Origin of the sequence: Rhodopseudomonas infernalis (genome assembly GCF_022271405.1) — a bacterium.
Classification (GTDB): domain Bacteria; phylum Pseudomonadota; class Alphaproteobacteria; order Rhizobiales; family Xanthobacteraceae; genus Rhodopseudomonas; species Rhodopseudomonas infernalis.
On the sequence record NZ_JAJNAL010000007.1, the window covers coordinates 23,281 to 44,100 of the forward strand.

Annotated in this window: 20 protein-coding genes and 2 riboswitches; of the genes, 13 read left to right on the forward strand and 7 right to left on the reverse strand. The window is 66.3% G+C overall.

The window, feature by feature from the left end; all coding sequences use genetic code 11:
* The first annotated feature begins 66 nt into the window (after positions 1 to 66).
* Complete coding sequence (locus tag LPW26_RS06835) at positions 67 to 966, forward strand: intradiol ring-cleavage dioxygenase (RefSeq protein ID WP_238733705.1); 900 nt, start codon at positions 67 to 69, stop codon at positions 964 to 966.
* Positions 967 to 972: 6 nt separating this feature from the next.
* Here the strand turns inward: LPW26_RS06835 and LPW26_RS06840 are convergent, their stop codons facing one another.
* Complete coding sequence (locus LPW26_RS06840; protein WP_238733707.1) at positions 973 to 1,827, reverse strand: EcsC family protein; 855 nt, start codon at positions 1,825 to 1,827, stop codon at positions 973 to 975.
* A gap of 132 nt (positions 1,828 to 1,959) precedes the next feature.
* Between LPW26_RS06840 and LPW26_RS06845 the strand changes: the two genes are divergently transcribed.
* The 4 genes from LPW26_RS06845 (at position 1,960) to LPW26_RS06860 (ending at position 5,811) form a co-directional block, all read left to right on the forward strand.
* Entirely contained in the window at positions 1,960 to 2,766 is an 807-nt protein-coding gene (locus LPW26_RS06845) for an NAD-dependent protein deacetylase (protein ID WP_238733709.1), read from the forward strand.
* Between the two features lie 111 nt (positions 2,767 to 2,877).
* Positions 2,878 to 3,077: riboswitch (cobalamin riboswitch) on the forward strand.
* Between the two features lie 42 nt (positions 3,078 to 3,119).
* On the forward strand, positions 3,120 to 4,154 hold the full coding sequence (locus LPW26_RS06850; RefSeq protein ID WP_238733711.1) for a FecCD family ABC transporter permease: 1,035 nt from the start codon (positions 3,120 to 3,122) through the stop codon (positions 4,152 to 4,154).
* Positions 4,151 to 4,939: an ABC transporter ATP-binding protein gene (locus LPW26_RS06855; RefSeq protein ID WP_238733712.1), complete on the forward strand. Its 789-nt coding sequence runs from the start codon at positions 4,151 to 4,153 to the stop codon at positions 4,937 to 4,939. Before LPW26_RS06850 ends, LPW26_RS06855 begins: the two co-directional genes overlap by 4 nt.
* Entirely contained in the window at positions 4,939 to 5,811 is an 873-nt protein-coding gene (locus LPW26_RS06860) for an ABC transporter substrate-binding protein (protein WP_238733714.1), read from the forward strand. Before LPW26_RS06855 ends, LPW26_RS06860 begins: the two co-directional genes overlap by 1 nt.
* Positions 5,812 to 5,851: 40 nt before the next feature.
* Here the strand turns inward: LPW26_RS06860 and LPW26_RS06865 are convergent, their stop codons facing one another.
* Complete coding sequence (locus LPW26_RS06865; RefSeq protein ID WP_238733716.1) at positions 5,852 to 6,181, reverse strand: cysteine-rich small domain-containing protein; 330 nt, start codon at positions 6,179 to 6,181, stop codon at positions 5,852 to 5,854.
* 185 nt (positions 6,182 to 6,366) lie between these two features.
* A riboswitch (cobalamin riboswitch) is annotated at positions 6,367 to 6,571 on the reverse strand.
* 45 nt (positions 6,572 to 6,616) lie between these two features.
* Positions 6,617 to 7,132, reverse strand: a complete 516-nt coding sequence (locus tag LPW26_RS06870) for a tyrosine phosphatase family protein (RefSeq protein ID WP_238733718.1) — start codon at positions 7,130 to 7,132, stop codon at positions 6,617 to 6,619.
* Positions 7,133 to 7,242: 110 nt separating this feature from the next.
* Between LPW26_RS06870 and LPW26_RS06875 the strand changes: the two genes are divergently transcribed.
* Positions 7,243 to 8,817 carry a cobyric acid synthase gene (locus LPW26_RS06875; RefSeq protein WP_238733720.1) on the forward strand — a complete coding sequence of 525 codons (1,575 nt, stop codon included), beginning with the start codon at positions 7,243 to 7,245 and terminating at the stop codon, positions 8,815 to 8,817.
* Between the two features lie 41 nt (positions 8,818 to 8,858).
* Here LPW26_RS06875 and LPW26_RS06880 read toward each other — a convergent pair whose 3' ends face one another.
* The 3 genes from LPW26_RS06880 to LPW26_RS06890 all read right to left on the reverse strand — a co-directional run bounded on the left by LPW26_RS06880 (position 8,859) and on the right by LPW26_RS06890 (position 11,218).
* The gene (locus tag LPW26_RS06880; protein WP_238733920.1) at positions 8,859 to 9,389 is read right to left on the reverse strand and encodes a VOC family protein; all 531 of its coding nucleotides are present in this window, start codon (positions 9,387 to 9,389) and stop codon (positions 8,859 to 8,861) included.
* A gap of 104 nt (positions 9,390 to 9,493) precedes the next feature.
* Positions 9,494 to 10,342, reverse strand: coding sequence for an alpha/beta fold hydrolase (locus LPW26_RS06885; protein ID WP_238733721.1), 849 nt, complete (start codon positions 10,340 to 10,342; stop codon positions 9,494 to 9,496).
* A 51-nt stretch (positions 10,343 to 10,393) separates the two neighbouring features.
* Complete coding sequence (locus LPW26_RS06890) at positions 10,394 to 11,218, reverse strand: oxidoreductase (protein ID WP_238733723.1); 825 nt, start codon at positions 11,216 to 11,218, stop codon at positions 10,394 to 10,396.
* 132 nt (positions 11,219 to 11,350) lie between these two features.
* Here LPW26_RS06890 and LPW26_RS06895 point away from each other — a divergent pair, with 132 nt between their 5' ends.
* On the forward strand, positions 11,351 to 12,211 hold the full coding sequence (locus LPW26_RS06895) for a LysR family transcriptional regulator (protein ID WP_238733725.1): 861 nt from the start codon (positions 11,351 to 11,353) through the stop codon (positions 12,209 to 12,211).
* Positions 12,212 to 12,381: 170 nt separating this feature from the next.
* On the opposite strand, the gene LPW26_RS06900 is transcribed toward LPW26_RS06895, so the two are convergent.
* Positions 12,382 to 13,683 (reverse strand): MFS transporter, encoded by a 1,302-nt coding sequence (locus tag LPW26_RS06900; protein WP_238733729.1) that lies wholly within the window; start codon positions 13,681 to 13,683, stop codon positions 12,382 to 12,384.
* A 334-nt stretch (positions 13,684 to 14,017) separates the two neighbouring features.
* Here LPW26_RS06900 and LPW26_RS06905 point away from each other — a divergent pair, with 334 nt between their 5' ends.
* The 6 genes from LPW26_RS06905 (at position 14,018) to LPW26_RS06930 (ending at position 20,795) form a co-directional block, all read left to right on the forward strand.
* Complete coding sequence (locus LPW26_RS06905; protein ID WP_238733730.1) at positions 14,018 to 14,635, forward strand: hypothetical protein; 618 nt, start codon at positions 14,018 to 14,020, stop codon at positions 14,633 to 14,635.
* Complete coding sequence (locus tag LPW26_RS06910) at positions 14,622 to 15,002, forward strand: transcriptional regulator (RefSeq protein WP_238733731.1); 381 nt, start codon at positions 14,622 to 14,624, stop codon at positions 15,000 to 15,002. Before LPW26_RS06905 ends, LPW26_RS06910 begins: the two co-directional genes overlap by 14 nt.
* A gap of 48 nt (positions 15,003 to 15,050) precedes the next feature.
* Positions 15,051 to 15,773 carry a di-trans,poly-cis-decaprenylcistransferase gene (locus tag LPW26_RS06915; RefSeq protein ID WP_238733732.1) on the forward strand — a complete coding sequence of 241 codons (723 nt, stop codon included), beginning with the start codon at positions 15,051 to 15,053 and terminating at the stop codon, positions 15,771 to 15,773.
* A gap of 16 nt (positions 15,774 to 15,789) precedes the next feature.
* Positions 15,790 to 17,316: a magnesium-protoporphyrin IX monomethyl ester anaerobic oxidative cyclase gene (bchE, locus tag LPW26_RS06920; protein ID WP_238733733.1), complete on the forward strand. Its 1,527-nt coding sequence runs from the start codon at positions 15,790 to 15,792 to the stop codon at positions 17,314 to 17,316.
* Positions 17,317 to 17,885: 569 nt separating this feature from the next.
* On the forward strand, positions 17,886 to 18,905 hold the full coding sequence (locus tag LPW26_RS06925; RefSeq protein ID WP_238733734.1) for a TRAP transporter substrate-binding protein: 1,020 nt from the start codon (positions 17,886 to 17,888) through the stop codon (positions 18,903 to 18,905).
* 6 nt (positions 18,906 to 18,911) lie between these two features.
* Positions 18,912 to 20,795 (forward strand): TRAP transporter large permease, encoded by a 1,884-nt coding sequence (locus tag LPW26_RS06930; RefSeq protein WP_238733735.1) that lies wholly within the window; start codon positions 18,912 to 18,914, stop codon positions 20,793 to 20,795.
* Positions 20,796 to 20,820: the final 25 nt, after the last annotated feature.

A 20,820-nucleotide genomic window follows, 5' to 3' on the forward strand; every position in this document is an offset into this window, starting at 1 on the left:
TGCCGGAGCGCGGAGAGGATCCGCGCTCCGGCCATCGTTAGGCTAGGTCAAGACCGGGCACCGAGCATGAGAAACTTCGACGAGACGACGATCACCGAGGCGGTGCTCGGCCGGCTGACCGGCGCAAGCGATCCACGGATCATGGAGATCAGTGCGGCCTTGGTGCGCCACTTGCACGCCTTCGTCAGCGAGGTCCGCCCAACCGTCGCCGAATGGCAAGCCGGCATCGCGTTCCTGACCGAGACCGGCCGGATGTGCAGTGACACGCGGCAGGAATTCGTTCTGCTGTCGGATACGCTGGGCGTGTCGATGCTGGTCGACGCCATCAATCACAGCACGCGCGGCACCACTGAATCCACCGTGCTCGGTCCGTTCTACGTCGAAGGTGCGCCGACCATGTTCAATGGCGATGACATTTCGGCGGGACTCGCCGGCGAGCCGCTGATCGTCACGGGCTCGGTCCGCGGCGGCGATGGCGCGCCCGTCGCCGGCGCACTCGTCGATGTGTGGCACTCGGACGGCGGCGGCTTCTACGACGTCCAGCAGCTTGACCGCGCCGGCGGGCTGGCGATGCGGGCACGGCTCGTCACCGGCGTCGATGGGGGCTTTCGGTTTTGGACCATCAAGCCGGCAGCCTATCCGGTTCCCCACGACGGCCCGGTCGGCAGGATGTTGCAGAAGCAAGGGCGGCATCCGTGGCGACCGGCCCATGTACACTTCATGATCCAGGCTGCCGGCTACGCCCAGCTGATCACGCACATCTTCGCGGAGGGCGATCCCTATCTGAATTCCGATGTAGTCTTCGGCGTCAAGGACAGCTTGATCCGGCCATTCGTCGCGATGGCTGCCGGCGCCGCGCCCGATGGTTCGGATCGCAGCTCGGGCTTCTTCCATCTGCACTACGACTTCGCGCTGGAGCGCGATCCAGAATGCAGACAGGCCGACCTAAAGGTGGCAGCGCGCTGATTGAACTCACGCGGCGGGCGCGCTCGTGGTGAGGTCGAGCGACTTCGCCGAAGACGGCTCTCGTCCAGCGATGCGGTCGTATTCGGCGCGGATCAGTTGCTTGCCGTAGATGCGCTCGAGCCTGCGGACCGTGAAGTGGCCGCGCGCGACATCCTGGAAATGGTCGATGAACGCGTAATTGATGGCGGCACCGCCGATCGCGCCGGCGACCGGAAGCGCCTGCGCCGCGACTTTCTGCGAGACCACCATGCCGAAGCGCGCTGCCACCTGGGTGACGAATTTCACCAGGATCGACGCGCCCTCATTGGCGATGCCGCGCTCGGCGATCAACCGGGCGGCTTCCGACACCGTCTTGGCGAGCACGGCGCGGGTAGCGAAATAGCCGCTCTCCGTCGCGTCGGTCGAGCCGGCGCGACCGCCCAGCGCGAACACTTCGACACAGGCGAGGGCGGCTTCGGGATCGCTCAGGTCTTCGCCTTCGCTTTTGGCGATCTCGGCGATGGCTCGCAGCATGATGACCGTGGAGACGGGAAGCTCGACTGGCAGCGCTGCAAGCCCGAAGGTCCCGCCGACCGCGCCTGAGGCCGCAGCAAGGGCGCGGTGCAGACGCGGCGACCCCGACGAACGCGACGCCGGCAGTGTGCGAAGCGCCACCTTGAGCGCAGCTTCCAGGCCTTTGGACGTGGCCGACGAGATCGCCTTGGCGACCGTGGCGGGAAGGGCGAAGCCGATCAGTTCGACGGGCTTGCCGGCGAGACTGGTGAGCCGGCCCGCCAGGCTGGGATGTTCGAGCAAGCCGACGGCTCGCCGAAGCGCGTCGAGATCCTGCGGCGGAAGTTCAGTGACGTTTTGAAGGGACAAATCGTTCGATCCTGCGGGTTCCGGAGAGAACGAAACCGGGCGGGTGCGGTTCCCGCGCCCGGCGATGATCGCCGGATCGTGGCCGGCAAGCCTGGTAGCAGCGCGGCCTGGGGCTGCCTATCTACACCGGACATGACAAACAATGATCTCAAGGCCTTCGTCGAGGGCCACCAGCGGCTGTTCGTCCTGACCGGAGCAGGCTGCAGTACGAACTCCGGCATTCCGGACTATCGGGATGCGGACGGCAGCTGGAAACGCACGCCGCCAGTGCAGTTTCAGGCTTTCATCGGCGGCGATGCCACCAGGCGCCGCTATTGGGCCCGCAGCATGATCGGCTGGCGCCGTTTCGGTCAGGCCAAGCCGAACGATACCCATCATGCGCTGGCGCGGCTGGAGGCCAGCGGCCGCAGCCGGATGCTGCTGACGCAGAATGTCGACCGCCTGCACCAGGCGGCCGGCAGCAGGGAGGTCGTCGACCTGCACGGACGGCTCGATCTGGTTCGCTGCATGGCGTGTGCAGCCACCCTCCGCCGCGCCGACTTCCAGGACGAACTGACCCGGCTCAATGCCGCCTGGGCCGACCTCGATGCGGCGGCCTTGCCGGATGGCGACGCCGAGCTCGACCATCAGGACTTCTCGACCTTCGTGGTGCCGGACTGTCCGACCTGTGGGGGCATGATGAAGCCCGACGTCGTGTTCTTCGGCGAGGCCGTTCCGAAGGACAAGGTCGCCATGGCGATGGAGACCCTCGGCCAAGCCGACGCCATGCTGGTGGTCGGCTCCTCGCTGATGGTCTACTCGGGATTCCGATTTGTTCAGGCGGCCGCGAAGCTCGGCATTCCGATCGCCGCGGTCAATCTGGGCCGGACCCGTGCCGACGATCTCCTGACCCTCAAAGTCGAGGACCGCTGCGAGGCGGCGCTGTCGTTTCTGCTGTAGGCCAAGCGCGTGTGATCCGCGCAGTGCGCCACGTCCTCGATCCCGACATCCTTGACTAAAGGATGATTACCTAAGGGGCTGCCCTGAATTGTGCGGCGGGATCGCGCGTGCTTTACGGGCGAATGGACCGGTGCCCTTCGCAAGAAGGGTGAAACGGGAATGCGGTGCGGGGCGGTTGCCCCAATGCCGCGGCTGCCCTCGCAACTGTGAGCGGATTGGAGTGTCCTCGATGCCACTGGCCTTTCGGCCGGGAAGGCGGACATCTCCGCAAATCCGCGAGCCAGGAGACCGGCCGGTCCTTGTGTAACTCGTTCGGCGATGGGCCGACGGAGGACTGAACATGAAGATTTCGGATGCGCCGCGCTGCGGCGTCGAATGCCGTGCGCGCTGCTGATCGGGCTGTGCTGCCGGTCCTGGCGTGCGTCGTCATCGTGCTGTTCTTGCTGTCGCTCGGAGTCGGTCCCGTCCGGCTGTCGATCGGTTCGGTGATCACGGCGCTGTTCGGCGGCGGCAGCGACACGGAGCGATCGATCGTCCAGGACATCCGCCTGCCGCGCGCGATCCTTGCGGTCGCGATCGGCGCAATGCACGGCCTAGCCGGCGCCGCGCTGCAGGGCCTGCTGCGCAATCCACTGGCGTCACCCTCGCTGTTCGGCGCACCGCAGGCGGCCGCTTTTGGCGCCGTGCTGGTGATTTCGCTCGGCCTCGCCGACGCACTGTCGTTCCTGCTACCGCTGTCGGCGATCGCAATGGCGTTCGTCTCGGTGTTCATCCTGATCGCGGTCGCCGGGCGCAGCGCCAATCTGCTGCTGCTGATCCTCGCCGGCCTGGCGCTGTCGAGCCTCGCCGGCGCGGCGACCTCGCTGGCGCTCAATCTCGCGTCCAATCCGTTCGCCGCGCTGGAGATCTCGTTCTGGCTGCTCGGCTCACTCGAGGACCGCAGCTTCCAGCACGTCGCGTTGGCGTTGCCGTTCATGGTCTGCGGCGCGGCGCTGCTGCTGACGCGCGGCGAGGCGTTTCGCGTGCTCAGCCTCGGCGAGGAGGCCGCGCAAAGCCTCGGCGTCGACGTTGGGCGGCTGCGGCTGCAGGTGATCCTCGGCGTCGCGCTCGGTGTCGGCGCCGCCGTCTCCGTCTCCGGGACGATCGGCTTTATCGGTCTGGTGATCCCGCATCTGATGCGCCCGCTGGTCGGGCACGATCCGGGCCGGCTGCTGCTGCCGAGCGCGTTCGGCGGCGCGGCCTTGCTGCTCGCCGCCGACGTTGCGGTGCGCCTGATCCCGTCGAGCAGCGGCATCAAGGTCGGCGTGCTGACGGCGCTGATCGGCGTCCCGTTCTTTCTCTATCTGGTGGTGCGTGAGCGCCGCGCACTCGGCGGCAGCATGGCATGACCCAGAACGATTACTTCGTCGCCGACGGGCTGCGGGTCAGCCTCGGCGGCCGTGTGTTGGTGCAGCCGCTCTCGTTCGGCTTGCCGCGCGGCTGCATGGCGGTGGTCGTGGGCCCGAGCGGCGCCGGCAAGACCACGCTGCTGCGCGCGCTTGCCGGACTCGTGACGGCGGAGGGCCGGGTGCTGATCGGCGGCGAGGATGTCGCCCGGATGCCGGTGCGGGAGCGCGCGCGGCGGCTTGCTTACGTGCCGCAAGGCGAGGCGGTGCATTGGCCGCTGCCGGTCCGCGACGTCGTCGCGCTGGGCCGCTATCCGCATGGCGGCGCCGATCCGCGCCGGCTTGGGGCGGGCGATCTCGACGCTGTGAGCCGCGCCCTCGACGACGTCGACCTGGTGCCGCTGCAGCATCGCCCCGTCACCGAATTGTCCGGCGGCGAGCGGCGGCGCGTCGCGATCGCGCGGGCCCTGGCGACGGGCGCGCCGGTCCTGCTCGCCGACGAGCCGATCGCTTCTCTCGATCCCTACTTCCAGCTCTCGGTGATGGCGCTGCTGCGGCGGCAGGCCCGCGCCGGCGCGCTGGTGATTGTCGTCACCCACGATATCGGCCTCGCGGCGCGGTTCGCCGACCAGGTGCTGATGCTGCGCGACGGCAGGCTGGCGGCGATGGGCCCGCCGGCCGCCGTGCTGGCGCCGCCGCAACTCGCCGAGGTGTTCGCGATCGATGCGTACCGTGCCGATCACGAGGCGCAGCCGGTGCTGGTGCCGTGGGCGATGCGGAGCGCGTGATGCGAAAGTGGTTGCTCATTCTGTCGATCAGTTGCGTTACGCTGATCGCCGCACCATCGGCCGCGGCCGCCGCGGTCAAGCGGATCGCGTCGATCAACATGTGCACCGATCAGTTGCTGCTGGCGCTGGCCGATCCCGATCAGATCGTCGGGCTCGGTCCCTATGCGCGCGATCCGCATCTGTCGTGGCTGGCCAGGGAGGCCCAACGCTATCCGAAACTGTCGGGCGAGGCGGAAGACCTGCTGATACTTGCGCCCGACGTCATCCTGGCGGGACGCTATGGCAAGCGCGCGACGCGTGAGATCCTGCGCGCAAAGAAGCTGTCGGTCCAGGAATTCGACACGCCGCGCAGCATCGACGACGTCAAGGCGCAGATCGCGCGGGTAGGTGGGCTGGTCGGGCATCCGGAACGCGCCGATGCGGTCATCGCCGAGCTCGACCGCGCCATCGTGCGGGCGACGGCTGCGGCGGCAAGACACCCCGCGCGGGTGTTGGCGTTGTCGCGGCGCGGCTGGGTGACGGGCAGCGACAGCCTGCTGAGTTCGCTGCTGAAGACCGCCGGCCTGTCCAACGCCGCAACCGACCTCGGCTATGCCTATGGCGGCTTCGCATCGCTGGAGACGATCGTCGCGGCGCGGCCGGACCTGTTGTTACTTGCCGAGGATCAGCCGGCGGCCGAGGACCAGGGCAAGGCCCTGCTGCTGCATCCGTCGATCCAGCACGCCTATCCGCCGAGCCGCCGCATCGTCATTCCGGAGCCGCTGACGATCTGCGGCGGCGCCATGTTCGCAGTGGCGCTGGACCGGCTGGTCGAGGCGATCGAACGCATCGATCATGCGCAGAGTGTGACTGTCGGCGGTGCGGGCCGTTGATGCGATGAGTCCTCGCGCGCGTGATCCTTCGATCGGCTGCTCAACGCTCGGACGGAGCGTCTTTGATCCGCTTGGGATCCTGCTCGCTGCCGTCCCAGATCCGGGGCTTTTCGAGCCAGCGCTGGATGAAATTCCAGGAACGGCGATAGCCGTTATGCGGCAGCGTGCAGGCGCTGCAGTCCTTGCGCAGCATGCCGTTACGGTCGGTGAACACCTGATACGGCCCGGGGCAATCATAGGCGATCAGCGGGCAGTAGCAGAACAGGCAGTTGAACTCGCGCTCGACGCCCGGGTGGCACGGCAAGAACGGGCAGGCCTCGTTGGTGAATCCCTTGAAGGCTTCGTTGGTGGTGGTGTCTTTCGGTTCCATGGCGGCTCGATGGCAAACGCCGTCCGGGCCGCGCGCAGGCGAGGCGACGCGGACCGACGGATAGCGACGCCGTGCTGCGGCGTCAGGACAAGTCATGGGGGAGGCGGCGCGCTAGGCGCCCGGCAAATGCCGCTTAGTCGACCGCTGTCATCGCGTGCTCCTGCTATCGACCCGCCGTCGATCCGAGTTGAACCACGCCTGCGGCCGGTCTCCTGGCTCGCGGATAGGGGCCGGATCGCCTTCCCGCGTCGCATCGCGACGCAGTGGCCTGATGATCCGGACAGATCCGCTTACAGTTGCGGGGGCAGCTGCGGCATGGGCGATCTCTCGCCGCACCGCATTCCCAGTTTCACCTCTCGTACGAGAGGCACCGTAGGCAACGCGAAGCACAGCATGCCGCGCGGCGGCACGCAAGACCAAAGCGAACTCTTCGAACTAACTCGTTCGTCCGAGCGGCAGTTCGAACGACGGCACGTCGCCGTCGACCTCGCGGCCGCGACCGATGCCGGCGATGGCGTCGACCATGCGTCCGCGACGCGCCAGCAGATCGTCCGCCAACGCGACGATCAGTTTGTTCGGCGTCGCGGTCGGCGAGGCGCGCCGCAGCGCATCGGCGATCATCACTTCGTCGCCCGGCGCGCGCTCGCAGGCCATCACATAGGCGGCCGCCGGCGAACGGCTCACGCCCATCCAGCAATGCACCAGAACGTCGTCCTGCGCGTTGCAGCCGCGCGCGAAGTCGATGATCCGGCGCACGATCGCATCGTCCGGCGCGACATGAACCGAGCCGGCGACGTCGACGTCGTTGAAGGCGAGGATCAGGCGATCATCCGGCAGCCAGCTTTCATCGAACACCACGCGCTGCCACGGCGCCATCAGCGACAGCGATCGCACCGGGCGGCGCTCGGCGACAAGGCGAGGGGCGTGATCGAGCGCGCTGACAATGATCATGGCGGCGTCCTATCCGGCACGGCGCCGCACCCGTCAAGCCCGCCGCGATCCGATCTTCGTCGTGCCGACAAACGACCTCAGCCGATTTCTTCTTCCAACCGAGTATAGCCATGACCATCGACGTCGACGAACTGATTTCCCGTATCCGCTATTCGGCTCGTCCGGAGACCGGTCCTCGCCGCGCCCGCGCGCTGATGATCCAGGGCACCAGTTCGGATGTCGGCAAGAGCATGGTGGTGGCCGGGCTGTGCCGTGCCTACGCGCGGCGCGGACTGGCGGTGCGTCCGTTCAAGGCGCAGAACATGAGTAACAACGCGGCCGTCGCGGCAGACTCCGATCTGCCGCCCGGGCCGGACGGAACGGCGCCGCGCGGCGAGATCGGCCGCGCGCAGGCGCTGCAGGCGCGGGCCTGCGGCGTGCCGCCATCGATCCACATGAACCCGGTGCTGCTGAAGCCGCAGAGCGAGATCGGCGCGCAGGTGGTGCTGCGGGGGCGGGTGCTCGGCAACTGTCCGGCGCGGATCTATCACCACATGCGGCAGCGGCTGATCCCGGCGGTGCTCGACAGTTTCGAGCGCGTCGCCGCCGAGTCCGATCTGGTGCTGGTGGAGGGCGCCGGCAGCGGCGCCGAGGTTTATCTGCGTGCCTCCGACATCACCAACATGCGGTTTGCAGAGGCGGCCGATCTGCCGGTCGTATTTCTGTCAGACATCGACCGCGGCGGCACCATGGCGGCGCTGGTCGGCAGCTACGTACTTCTCAGCGAGGCCGATCGGGCGCGTGTCGTCGGCTACCTGATCAACAAATTCCGCGGCGACTTCTCGCTGTTCGAGCCCGGATGCCGCACCATCACCGAACAGACCGGCTGGCCGTTCCTCGGCGTGCTGCGCTGGTTTCCCGGCGCCGACCGTTTGCCGGCCGAAGACTCGCTGGCGCTGGAACGCGCGGCTGCGGCGAGCCGCGGACGGTTGAAAATCGCCGTGCCGCGGCTGGCGCGCGTTGCCAATTTCGACGATCTCGATCCACTGGTCGCAGAGCCCGATATCGATCTGCGCTGGATCCAGCCCGGCTCGCCGATTCCGGCCGATATCGACGTGGTGATCCTGCCGGGCTCCAAGGCGACGCGCAGCGAACTGGATATGATCCGGCGCGAAGGCTGGGACATCGACATCCAGGCCCATGTCCGGCGCGGCGGCCGCGTGGTGGGGCTGTGCGCCGGCTTCCAGATGCTCGGCCGCGTCGTCCGCGATCCGCTTGGCCTCGAAGGTCCTCCCGGCGAGACCGCCGGGCTCGGCCTGCTGGACATTGAAACCGAAATCTCCGGCGACAAACGGCTCGTTGAGATCGACGCCCGCGACGGCCTCAGCGGCTGCCGCGTCACCGGCTACGAAATGCATATGGGCCGGACCATCGGCGCCGGCCTGGCGCGGCCGTGGCTGACGCTGGACGACGGCGCCGGCAAGCTTCGGCCCGAAGGCGCGATGTCGGCTGATGGCCGGGTCGTCGGCGGCTATCTGCACGGCATCTTCGGCGGCGACGATTTCCGGTCGGCCTGGCTGGGGCAGGTCGGCGCCGCAACCTCGGGCCTCGATTTCGAACGCCGCATCGACGACGCACTCGAGACGCTAGCCGACCATTGCGAAAGCAATCTCGACCTCGATGCACTGCTGGCCTTGGCGCGTTGATTGATCGCGCTTTGCTGTGACGGCGCCGGGGGGCTCGCTGCTCAGTCCTCGTCCTGCCACCTGCGCAGAGCGGTCTGGTCATGATAGGCCATGCGGTCCGGTGTGGTGATGAACTCCATCGTCGTCCCCCAGGGCATCCGGCAGTAACAGACCTTGTTTCCGGGCGCCTTTTCGGTCGCATAGGGAATTGCGCGCGGCGCGCTGAGCGGGGTGCCTCCGGCCCTTTCGAAGCGCGCGACCGCGGCGTCGATGTCGTCGGTGTAGACACCGAAGTGCGTGATGCCGAAGTCGCTCGCCCGGACCGGCTGGGCTTGCTCGGGTCCGTGCATCTCGAACAGCTCGATGTCGGGTCCGGTGCCGATCTTGACCATCGCCTGCGCACGCACGACCGTTCCCGGAACAGCGCCGGTGGCCCGCTCGAACTCGGCGCCCTGCCGTGGCGGATCCTGCGGGCCGAACGACTGATAGATCACCTGGCCGCCGAAGGCTTCGACCAGAAACTCTTTAGCTGCTTCGATGTCGGGCACCGTGATGCCGATATGATTGACACCGCGAATAACGGGGGTGGTCATGACTGCTTCCTTTCTTTGAAGTCGATCCATGGCGTTCGCTGCGGGGCGCGATGAGCCCGCAGTGTCGCGATCGGCCGGCGCCGCGAACACATGGGCGCCGCGTGTCACTTGGCTTTGACGAAGTCGATCAGAGCGGCCGCGACTTCATCGGGCCGTTCGTCCGCGACATAGTGGCTGCACCGTGCAATGGAGCCGCCGGTTACGTTGCCGGCGAACTCCTCGAGCATCGGGACCATGTGCGGACCGAAGCGCTGATCGCCGCCGAGGCCGAGCACCGGGATCTCGAGCGGTCGCATCTTGTAGTCGAGCGCGGCCGCGTGATCGGCGGCGAGGGTGCGATACCATTCCATGCCGCCGCGGGTGCGGCCAGGGAGGGCCATCGCTCGCGCGTAGATCTCGATGTCGGCGGGATTGAAGGTGCTGTGATCGTAGAAGCGCTCAGCCATGAAGGTCGAGATGTAGTCGTAGTCGCGGCCATGCAGCAGGCGCTCGGGTAAATCCCGGTTCATGTGAAAACCGAAATGCCAGAGCCGTGCGGTCGTTGCCTCCCATCCGGTCCAGCCGGGAAGCGGAACGTCGAGGACGGCCAGGTGGGTGACGGCGGCGCGATAGAGCGCGGCCTGCGGCAACGCCACCATGCCGCCGATGTCATGGCCGCACACAGCGTAGCGTTGATGCCCGAGAGCAACCATGACCTCATGCGCGTCGCGCGCCATCGTCGCCTTGTCGTAGCCGCCCTGCGGGCAGTCGGAAAAGCCCGCGCCGCGCAGATCGACGGCCACGACGCTGAAATGCTCGGCGAGCAATGGCATCACATGATGCCATTCCCACCAGGTCTCCGGCCAGCCGTGCAGCAGCAGGATCGGCGGACCTGAGCCCCCTGTCACCGCGTTGATCTTGATGCCATTCACCGGCACGAGCTGCTGGGTAAACCCGCTCAAAGTTGCGATCATGATCGCCGTCCGGTCGATGTTGGAGGTTCAAACAGAGTTCGCGACCAGCGCTCAGCGCGGGTCGAAATCGGTGGCGATCGTGATGTCGCGCCAGGCGTCGATATCGCTGCGGAAGGCTGCCAGCTTTCGCTCAGCGGCCGCGTGAGCGACCGGGCCGAGCGGCAGATGCAGCGGGGCGTGATCGTCATCGACGGCCTGAATGATCACCGCGATGGCCTTGTCGGGATCGCCGGCCTGACTGCCGTTGTTGGTTTCGCGATAGTGCCTGCGCGAGGTCCCGGCATATTCCGGCATCTCATTGGCCGCGACTGTGATCGAACGGCCCAAGAAATCCGTGCGAAACGGACCGGGCTCGACGATCAGCACGCGGATGGCGAACGGCTTCAGCTCGGCGGCGAGCGCTTCGGAAATCCCTTCGACGGCGAACTTGGCGGCGTTGTAGTAACCGCCGCCGCCACCGCCCGCGATGCCGGCGACCGACGACATGTTGACGATTGCTCCGCCGGAACGTCGCAGCACGGGTAGGGCGGCTCTGGTGGTTTCGATCAGACCGAAGACGTTCACCTCGAACATCGGGCGATACTCTTCTGGCGTGCCTTCCTCGATCGCGCCGTGCAGGCCGTAGCCGGCATTGTTCACGAGCACGTCGAACCCGCCGAAGGTCTCGACCGCCTTTGCGACCGCCGCCTTGGCTGCCGCCGCATCTGTCACATCAAGCGGCACGGCGATCATCCGGCCGCCGAACGGCTCGGTCATTTTTTCGATCGCGCGGGCGTTTCGGGTGGTCGCGATGACTTGATCGCCGCGCCGAGCTGCAGCGAGCGCGAGCCGCTGGCCGAAGCCGCTGGAGCAGCCTGTGATGAGCCAGGTTTTCATTGCGTTTTCTCCGTGTGTTTTGCGGACGACGCCGAGCTGTCGTCCTCAAGCCGCCAACCTAGGGTGCTTAGATTTGTTCTTTGAGTGACATAATTGTATTCTCGGCGTTCAATTCTGAACGGGTATGGCAACATGGAATGGAGTGACGTCAGGGTGTTTCTCGCCGTTGCGCGATCCGGCACGCTCGGCGGCGCCGCGCGTACGTTGCAGACGAGCCATCCAACCGTCGGCAGGCGCCTGCGCGCGCTCGAGCAGGCGATCGGTCACACGCTGTTCCAGCGGACTGCCGACGGTCTTGTGCTGACCGAAGAGGGCCACGGGATCATCGCGCTGGCAGAGCAGATGGAAGAGGGCGCTCTGGCGATGGAGCGCCGGCTGGCGGGGCAGGAGCAGACTCTCAAAGGCAGCCTGCGGATTTCATCGGCGGACTGGTTCGGGGCCTATGTGCTGCCGCCGATCCTGGCGGATTTCGCGAACGCCTACCCCAATGTCGACGTCGAGATCCTGACCGGCACGCGGCTGTTCAACCTCGCGCAACGCGAAGCCGACGTCGCTTTCCGCATCGTGCCGTTCAACACGGCCGACGTCGTTCAACGGCGGCTGTTCCGGCTCGAATACGCCGTTTACATCGCCGAGGAGTCGCCTGACCCGAAATACGGCGACGGGGCCGGTTTCCGGCTGATCACCCACGACACGTCTACGGGACATTTCCCCGACATCGCGTGGCTCATCGAGAGTTTCCCCAACGCGAGGCCGGTGCTGCGGTCGAACAACCGCAACGTCCAGGGGCGCATGTGCCGGCAAGGCGTCGGCATCGCTGTGCTGCCGCGCGTGGTCGGCAATCAGATCCCGGGGATCCGCAGGCTCGACCTGCCGACACAGCCGCCAGCGCGAGACATCTGGATGGGATACCACCGCGATCTTCGGCGCCTTCAGCGCCTCCGTGCGTTCATCGCGAACGTCTCGAACCATCTCGTCAACGCGACCGCATGATGCGCGTCCGGACTTCGCCGGAGATACGGCCAACCATCGGACTTTTCGCGTAGCGAGCAGCCCGCGCAGGAGCGCAGCGATGTGCGGGACATTGGTGGCTCGGCCGCGTCCCGCATGTCGCTGCGCTCATGCGGGCTACATTTGCTCCTCACACGAGCGACGATCTGAGGCTATATCTCGGCCTTTCGCGCGGCGAAGATGCAGAGCAGCGAGACCAAAGCGGCTGCCAGCTGATAGTAGCCGACATAGCTCATGCCGTAATTGGCCTGTAGCCAGGTCGCGATATAGGGCGCCAGCGACGCGCCGAAAATCCCGGCCATGTTGAAGGTGATCGACGAGCCGGTGTAGCGCACCCGGGTCGGGAACGGCGCCGCCAGCGCAGCGCCGATCACGCCGTAGTTCAGGCCGAACAGCAGCATGCCGACGGTGGTGAAGGCGTAGATGCCGGGCAGGCCGGCGGTCAGCAGCGGCGCCAGCGCGAACGAGAACAGGCCGAGGATGATCGTGCTGCCGAGCAGCAGGGCGCGGCGTCCGAAGCGGTCGCCGAGCTTGCCGGCGGCGATCGTGGAGACGCCGAACAGCACCGAGCCGTAGACCTGCACCAACAGCGCGTCGCGGAACGACACCCCGGCGACCTTGACGTTGTAGGACAACAGATACGCGGTGCAGATGTAGAACGCCACGAAGGTGATCAGCGCCATGAAGGTGCTGATCGCCATGTTGCGCTTGTGATGACGGAATACTTCCACCACCGGCACGGAGACACGTTCGGCCTTGTCGATCGCCTTCTGGAATTCGGGCGTCTCGGTGATCGACAGCCGCACCCACAGGCCGATCGCGATCAGCGCGATCGAGGCGATGAACGGGATGCGCCAGCCCCAGTTGAGCAGCGCGTCCTGCGACATGAAATGCAGCAGCAGCCAGAACACACCCGAGGCCAGAAACAGCCCGACCGGCGCGCCGAGCTGCGGAAACATGCCGTACCAGCTCCGCTTGCCGTCGGGCGCGTTCTCGGTGGCGAGCAGCACCGCGCCGCCCCATTCGCCGCCCAGGCCAAATCCCTGGCCGAACCGGCACAGCGCCAGCATCAGCGGCGCCAGCACGCCGATCTGTTGGTAGCCCGGCAACAGGCCGATCACCACCGTCGAAATCCCCATGGTCAGCAGCGCCGCGACCAGCGTCGTCTTGCGGCCGACCTTGTCGCCGAAATGGCCGAAGATGATGGCGCCGAGCGGACGGGCGAAGAACGCGATCGAGAACGTCGCGAACGACGCCAGCAGCGCCGTCATCGGATCGCTGTTGGGAAAGAACAGCGTCGGAAACACCAGCACCGCGGCGGTGGCGTAGACGTAGAAGTCGAAGAACTCGACCGTGGTGCCGATCAGGCTCGCCAGCAACACCTGCGCGGGTGAGTTCAACGGTTTGCCGCGTCCGGCCGCGGTGGCCGGGGGCACGAAATTGGTGGCGTCCATGAGTGCTGATCCGTCGGATGCGGTTTCGCCCGCATCTGCGTGCGGTCAACCAGGAGAGGCAGCGACTTACCGCAATATTCCGCGCCGGCCAACCGCATCGCCGCCATGCCGCCCATGTCCCACGGGCGGGCCGGGGCGATTTCAGGGAGGCTGATGACCCTGCCTTAGGATCGACAGCAAGGCGGTAGGCCTTACACGGCGCGGCCCTGGCAAGCCGGTCAATACAGCTAACCAAGGAGGGCGGTGCCTGAATACTCCTCATTCAGCCTCCGCAATTGGGGCTTGCGTTGGCTTTGTACCGACGTATACTTTGCGATACAAAGTGAGGTGGGGCATGCGCGATCTCGACAAGGCCTTGGCTGACATCTTCGCCATTCGCACCCAGATCGCTGCGGGCACGGCGTTCCGTGGCTACGGCCCGGCTGCACTGGCGGGTACCGCCGGCCTGGCTGTGGTCACCACGATCGTGCAGTCGCTCTGGCTCGACGACCCGAACAGCCAGCTGCTTGCGTTCTTCTCGGGCTGGATCGCGACCGCGCTGTTGTCCGCAAGTTTGATCTGGCTCGAGATGCGGGCGCGTTCGCGGCGTCACCATTCGGGTCTCGCCGATGCGATGATCCATCAGGCGGTCGAACAATTCGTGCCCGCCGGCGTGGCGGGAGCCTTGCTCGGTGTGACGCTCTGGAAGTTTGCCCCTGGGACGCTCTGGATGCTGCCCGGCTTGTGGCATGTCCTCGTCGGCCTCGGGATTTTCGCTTCTGCTCGGATGCTGCCGCGCCCGGTGGCACTGGTCGGCGCATGGTACTTCGTCGCGGGATTTAGCGTGCTGGCGCTCAGCAGCGAAAGTGCGGCCGTCTCGCCGCTGACGATGGGTGTTCCGTTCGTGGTCGGTCAATTGCTGATGGCTGCCGTGCTGCGGTTTGCGTCGGGAGACGACGATGCCGAAGCCTGACACGAGCGCTGCACCGTTCTCCTATGAGGGGCTGGATCGTGTAATCCACGAGAAGGCGAGGCTGGGGATGCTGACCTCGCTGATGGCGCATCCGAAGGGGTTGGCATTCGCAGATCTGAAGAAGTTGTGCGGACTGACCGATGGCAATCTCAGTCGGCACCTTCAGGTGTTGCAGGAAGCCGGGATGGTCGAGGTCACCAAGGGATATGAGGCCAACCGGCCGCTCACGACCTGTCGTTTGACGAAGACCGGCCGCCGTCAGTTTCTCGATTACCTGGCCGTGCTGGAGCAACTCGTGCGCGACGCCGCCAAGGCGGCCGGTAGTAGCGATCCGCTGCCGACCGGACTTCAAACACGCCCTGCCTGAAATTCGTCACGCCTGAACTACGCCCCTTTTTTGCATGGAGACTTTGTGATGCAAAGTAATCTACATCCCAAACTACATGTCGGCATCATCATGGACGGCAACGGGCGATGGGCGACGCGGCGAGGGTTGTCGCGCCTGCGCGGGCATCAGGCCGGTGTCGAGGCGATCCGTCGCGTGGTGGAGGCCGCGCCGGAGCAGGGCATCGGCACGCTGACGCTGTTCGCATTCTCCAGCGACAATTGGCGACGGCCGAGATCCGAAGTCTCGGCGCTGATGGCGCTGTTGCGCTCGTACCTGGTGAACGAGGTCAGGCGTCTGGTCGACAACGGCATCCGCCTGACAGTCATTGGGCGTCGCGACCGTCTGCCGGACGGCATCGCCGCAACGATCGGACGTGCCGAAGCGGTGACCGCTGGTGGCGACGCTCTCAACTTGCGCATCGCCGTCGATTACTCGGCACGAGATGCGATCGTGAGTGCCGCTTTGCGTGCCGGCGGAATGGAAAATTGCAGCCGCGACACCTTTTCCGACCTCGTCACAGGTGGATCGAAGCTTCGCGACGTCGACCTCATCATCCGCACCAGCGGCGAGCGGCGGCTGTCCGACTTCCTGCTTTGGGAAAGCGCGTATGCCGAATTGTACTTCACCGACCGGATGTGGCCGGACTTCGATGCCGACGATCTCGCCGACGCCATGACGTCGTTCCACGGCCGCGAGCGCCGGTTCGGCGGCCTGCCATCTGCGAAACGCGATCTTTCGATCAGCGCCTAGGCGAAGGGACTCCGTGATGCGTATCCTTCTGGTCAACGTTGCCCATCCCGCGATCGGCAGCCGGATTCCGAGCGATCACTTGCCGCCGCTGGGCCTGCTCGCGATCGGCGGGCCGCTGATCGATGACGGCCACGACGTGCGTTTGCTCGATGCCGAGTTCGGCCCGATATCGACCGCGCAGATCGTCGAACAGGCACGCGACGTCCGTCCCGATGCGGTGCTGTTCGGCCATTCCGGGTCGACCTCCGGCCACCCGGTCATCGCCGAAGTCGCTCAGGCGATCGCGCATGCCATTCCCGGCGTAGCCATCGTCTACGGAGGCGTGTTTCCGACCTACCACTGGCAGGAGATCCTCGACGCCGAGCCGTACGTCACGGCTATCGTGCGTGGGGAGGGCGAGGAGACGGCGCGGCGTTTAATGACCGCGCTCGATGGTGGCGATGATCTCGCGGGCGTCCGTGGGATTGCCTACCGCAGAGCCGGGCAAGCCTGCGCGACGCCGCCGGCCGTAGTGATCGGCGATCTCGACGCCTATCGGATCGGCTGGGAGCTGATTGACCACGCTCGCTACAGCTATTGGGGCGGACTGCGCGCCGTCGTGGTGCAGTTCTCGCGCGGCTGCCCGCATCTGTGCAGTTACTGCGGACAACGCGGCTTCTGGACGCGCTGGCGGCACCGCGATCCGGTGCTGTTCGCCAAGGAGCTCGCGCGGCTGCATCGGGAGCAGGGCGTCAAGGTCGTCAACTTTGCCGACGAGAACCCGACGGTGTCGAAGAAGGTCTGGCAGACGTTCATCGAGGCGTTGATCGCGGAGGAGGTCGATCTGATCCTGGTGGGGTCGACCAGGGCCGACGACATCGTCCGCGACGCCGACATTCTGCATCTGTACAAGCAGGCCGGCTGGGATCGCTTTCTGCTGGGGCTGGAGAACACCGACGACGCCACGCTGGCGCTGATCCGCAAGGGTGCGGCGACGACCACCGATCGGGAGGCCATCCGTCTGCTGCGTCGGCACGGCATCCTGTCGATGGCCACCTGGGTGGTCGGCTTCGTCGAGGAGACCGACCGCGATCACTGGCGCGGGCTGCGCCAGCTACTGTCCTATGATCCCGACCAGATCCAGATGCTGTACGCAACGCCGCACCGCTGGACGCCGTATTTCGGCCAGGCCGCCGAACGCCGGGTGATCACGACCGACCGGCGGCACTGGGACTACAAGCATCAGGTCCTCGCCAATCGCAACATGCCGCCGTGGCGCGTCCTGCTCTGGTTCAAGTTCACCGAGGTGGTGCTTCAGGCCCGCCCGAAGGCGCTGTGGCGCACCTACTTGGAGCGCCGCCGGCGCCTGCGTCACGCGATGCGATGGTACACGCGGATCGGACGCCGGGTCTGGCCCTACGAGATCTGGCAGTTCCTGCGAACCCAGCATTTGAAGATCGGACCGACCGTCGGTGAATTCTGGGGTGACGGACAAGCGGTCGACGAAAACGCGATGGCCACATCGCGGCCACGACGCCAGCTTCCCAATCAAAGCGCCGCCTGAGTGGGGTGCGTGACGGACGGCGCTCCAGCGGCCCAGGCCCATATCCGTAATTCGCATAAGGTATATTATGGAATATCATTATTGATCTGGATTGTCAGTACCTTGCGCGGGCATGCGAATATTGGCGCGACTTGCCACTGCTCGGCGCGCACGGTGCATCACACGCCGCAACGCGGCGCGCTGCGCTGTCGTAGGATGGGTTGAGCGCAGCGAAACCCATCGACCACGTGCACGGCACTTGATGGGTTTCGCTGCGCTCAACCCATCCTACGCACTGTGTCTGGCCCGCCGATCCGGGACCCCGGTTCTTTGACGTCCATCCGAACACGAACTGCCGGCTCTGTGTCTGGCTTCCCCAGAAACCGGGGCCCCGGATCGGCGGCGCGTTGCGCCTTGTCCGGGGCACGTGGCTTGGGCCGATTGCCTAAGCACGCGGCTGGACAACTCCGGTGGCGGCCGTCCGCCAGCCGGAAATCGCTTGACCGGCTGGGCCGAAATGATGACCAAAGGCGCGTCGACTTTTCGGGTCTGGTCGAACACAAAAAAGACGGGTCAAGGAGGAAGCGAAGATGAGCGTGTCACGCAGGATGGTGTTGAAGGCTTCGGCGGCAGCGGCCGTTGTCGGCGGCGTCGGGGCGCCGTGGGTGGCGCGCGCGGCGGAGGCCGAGTTCGTCTACAAGTATGCCAACAACCTGCCCGACAGCCATCCGCTCAACGTCCGCGCCCGCGAGATGTCGGCGGCGATCAAGGCCGAGACGGGTGGCCGGTTCGACCTCCAGGTGTTCCCGAACAACCAGCTCGGCTCCGACACCGACGTGCTGAGCCAGATCCGCTCAGGCGGCGTCGAGTTCTTCACGCTGTCCGGCCTGATCCTGTCGACGCTGGTGCCGGCAGCCTCGATCAATGGCATCGGCTTCGCATTCCCGGACTACGACACGGTCTGGAAGGCCATGGACGGCGAACTCGGCGCCCATGTCCGCGGCGAGATCAACAAGGCCGGCCTGATCGTGATGGACAAGATCTGGGACAACGGCTTCCGCCAGACTACGTCGTCGACGCGGCCGATCAACGGTCCCGAGGACTTCAAGGGCTTCAAGATCCGCGTGCCGGTGTCGCCGCTGTGGACCTCGATGTTCAAGGCGTTCGATGCGGCGCCCGCCTCCATCAACTTTAGCGAAGTCTATTCGGCGCTGCAGACCAAGGTGGTCGAAGGCCAGGAAAATCCGCTGGTGCTGATCTCGACCGCGAAGCTGTACGAAGTGCAGAAGTACTGCTCGCTGACCAACCACATGTGGGACGGCTTCTGGTTCCTGGCCAACCGCCGCGCCTGGGAACGGCTGCCGGCGGACGTGCGCGAGATCGTCGCCAAGAACATCAACGCGGCAGCGATGAAGGAACGCGAAGACACCGCCAAGCTCAACGCCACCGTCAAGGAAGAGCTGACCGCCAAGGGCCTGATCTTCAATCAGCCGACGGTGACGCCGTTCCGCGACAAGCTGCGCAGCGCCGGCTTCTATGCCGAATGGAAAGGCAAATACGGCGAGCAGGCTTGGTCGCTGCTCGAAAAGTCTGTCGGCAAGCTGGCGTAAGCCGCGATGGCTGATGCCCCGGTCTCCGAACTGACGGCTGCCGAGCCGCTGGTGCTGCCGACGCGCCGATCGCTGATCGGCACGTTGGAGGCCGGGCTCGGCCGGCTGGTCGAAATCCCCGCGGCCATTCTGGTGGTCGCGGAGATCGTCGTGCTGTTTGCCGGCGTGGTGTCGCGCTACGTGTTTCACAGCCCGCTGATCTGGTCGGACGAGCTCGCCTCGATCCTGTTCCTGTGGCTGGCGATGTTCGGCGCGGCGGTCGCATTCCGCCGCGGCGAGCACATGCGGATGACCGCGCTGGTGGCAAAAGCGACGCCGCGGAGCCGGGCGTTTCTCGACCTGGTGGCGATCTGCGCCGCGCTGGCATTCCTGCTGCTGATCGCGGCGCCGGCCACCGAATACGCCTACGAGGAAAGCTACATCACGACGCCGGCGCTGTCGCTCGCCAACAGCTGGCGCGCCGCGGCGCTGCCGGTCGGCACCGGGCTGATGGCGGTGTTCGCGCTGCTGCGGCTGATCCGGTTCGGCGACTGGCGGCTGGTCGGGACAGCCGCCCTCACCGTCGCGCTGCTGATCGGCGTCTTCTGGCTGGCGCAGCCGCTGTTCAAGCCGCTCGGCAACATCAATCTGCTGATCTTCTTCGTCGGCGTCGCCGGGCTGTGCGTGTTCGCCGGCGTGCCGATCGCGTTCGGATTCGGCCTGTCGATCTACGGCTATCTGGCGCTGACGACGCGGACGCCGCTGATGGTGCTGGTCGGCCGGATGGACGAGGGCATGAGCCACCTGATCCTGCTGTCCGTGCCGCTGTTCGTCTTCCTCGGCCTGCTGATCGAGATGACCGGGATGGCGCGGGCGATGGTGGCGTTTCTCGCCAGCCTGCTCGGCCATGTCCGCGGCGGCCTGCACTACGTGCTGGTCGGCGCGATGTATCTGGTGTCCGGCATTTCCGGCTCCAAGGCTGCCGACATGGCGGCCGTCGCGCCGGTGCTGTTTCCGGAGATGAAGGAGCGCGGCGCGAAGCCGGGCGATCTCGTCGCCCTGCTCTCCGCGACCGGCGCACAGACCGAAACCATCCCGCCGAGCCTGGTGCTGATCACCATCGGTTCGGTCACCGGCGTGTCGATCTCGGCGCTGTTCACCGGCGGCCTGCTGCCCGGCGTGGTGCTGGCGATCACGCTGTCGACGCTGGTGTGGTGGCGCTATCGCGACGAGGATCTCAGCCACATCAAGCGCGCCAGCCGCGCCCAGATCGGCAAACTGCTGATCATCGCCCTGCCCGCATTGGCACTGCCGTTCGTGATCCGCGCGGCCGTGGTCGAAGGCGTCGCCACCGCCACCGAGGTCTCGACCATCGGGATTGTCTATGCGGTGCTGGCCGGCCTGCTGATCTATCGCAAGTTCGACTTCAAGCGGCTGCTGCCGATGCTGATCGAGACCGCGGCGCTGTCCGGTGCGATCCTGCTGATCATCGGCACCGCCACCGGCATGGCCTGGGGCCTGACGCAGTCCGGGTTCTCCCGGTCGCTGGCGACGGCGATGACCGGCCTGCCCGGCGGCCCGCCGACCTTCCTGGCGGTGTCGATCGTCGCTTTCGTGATCCTCGGCAGCGTGCTCGAAGGTATTCCGGCGATCGTGCTGTTCGGCCCGCTGCTGTTTCCGATCGCCCGCGCCGTCGGCATTCACGAGGTGCATTATGCGATGGTCGTGATCCTGGCGATGGGCATCGGATTGTTCGCACCGCCGTTCGGCGTCGGCTATTATGCGGCCTGTGCGATCGGCCGGGTCGATCCGGCCGAGGGCGTGCGCCCGATCTGGGGTTATCTGCTGGCGCTGATGGTCGGCCTGATCATCGTCGCGGCGGTGCCGTGGATTTCGATCGGATTTCTGTAGCGGCGTCGCGGGCTCGGACGGAGCG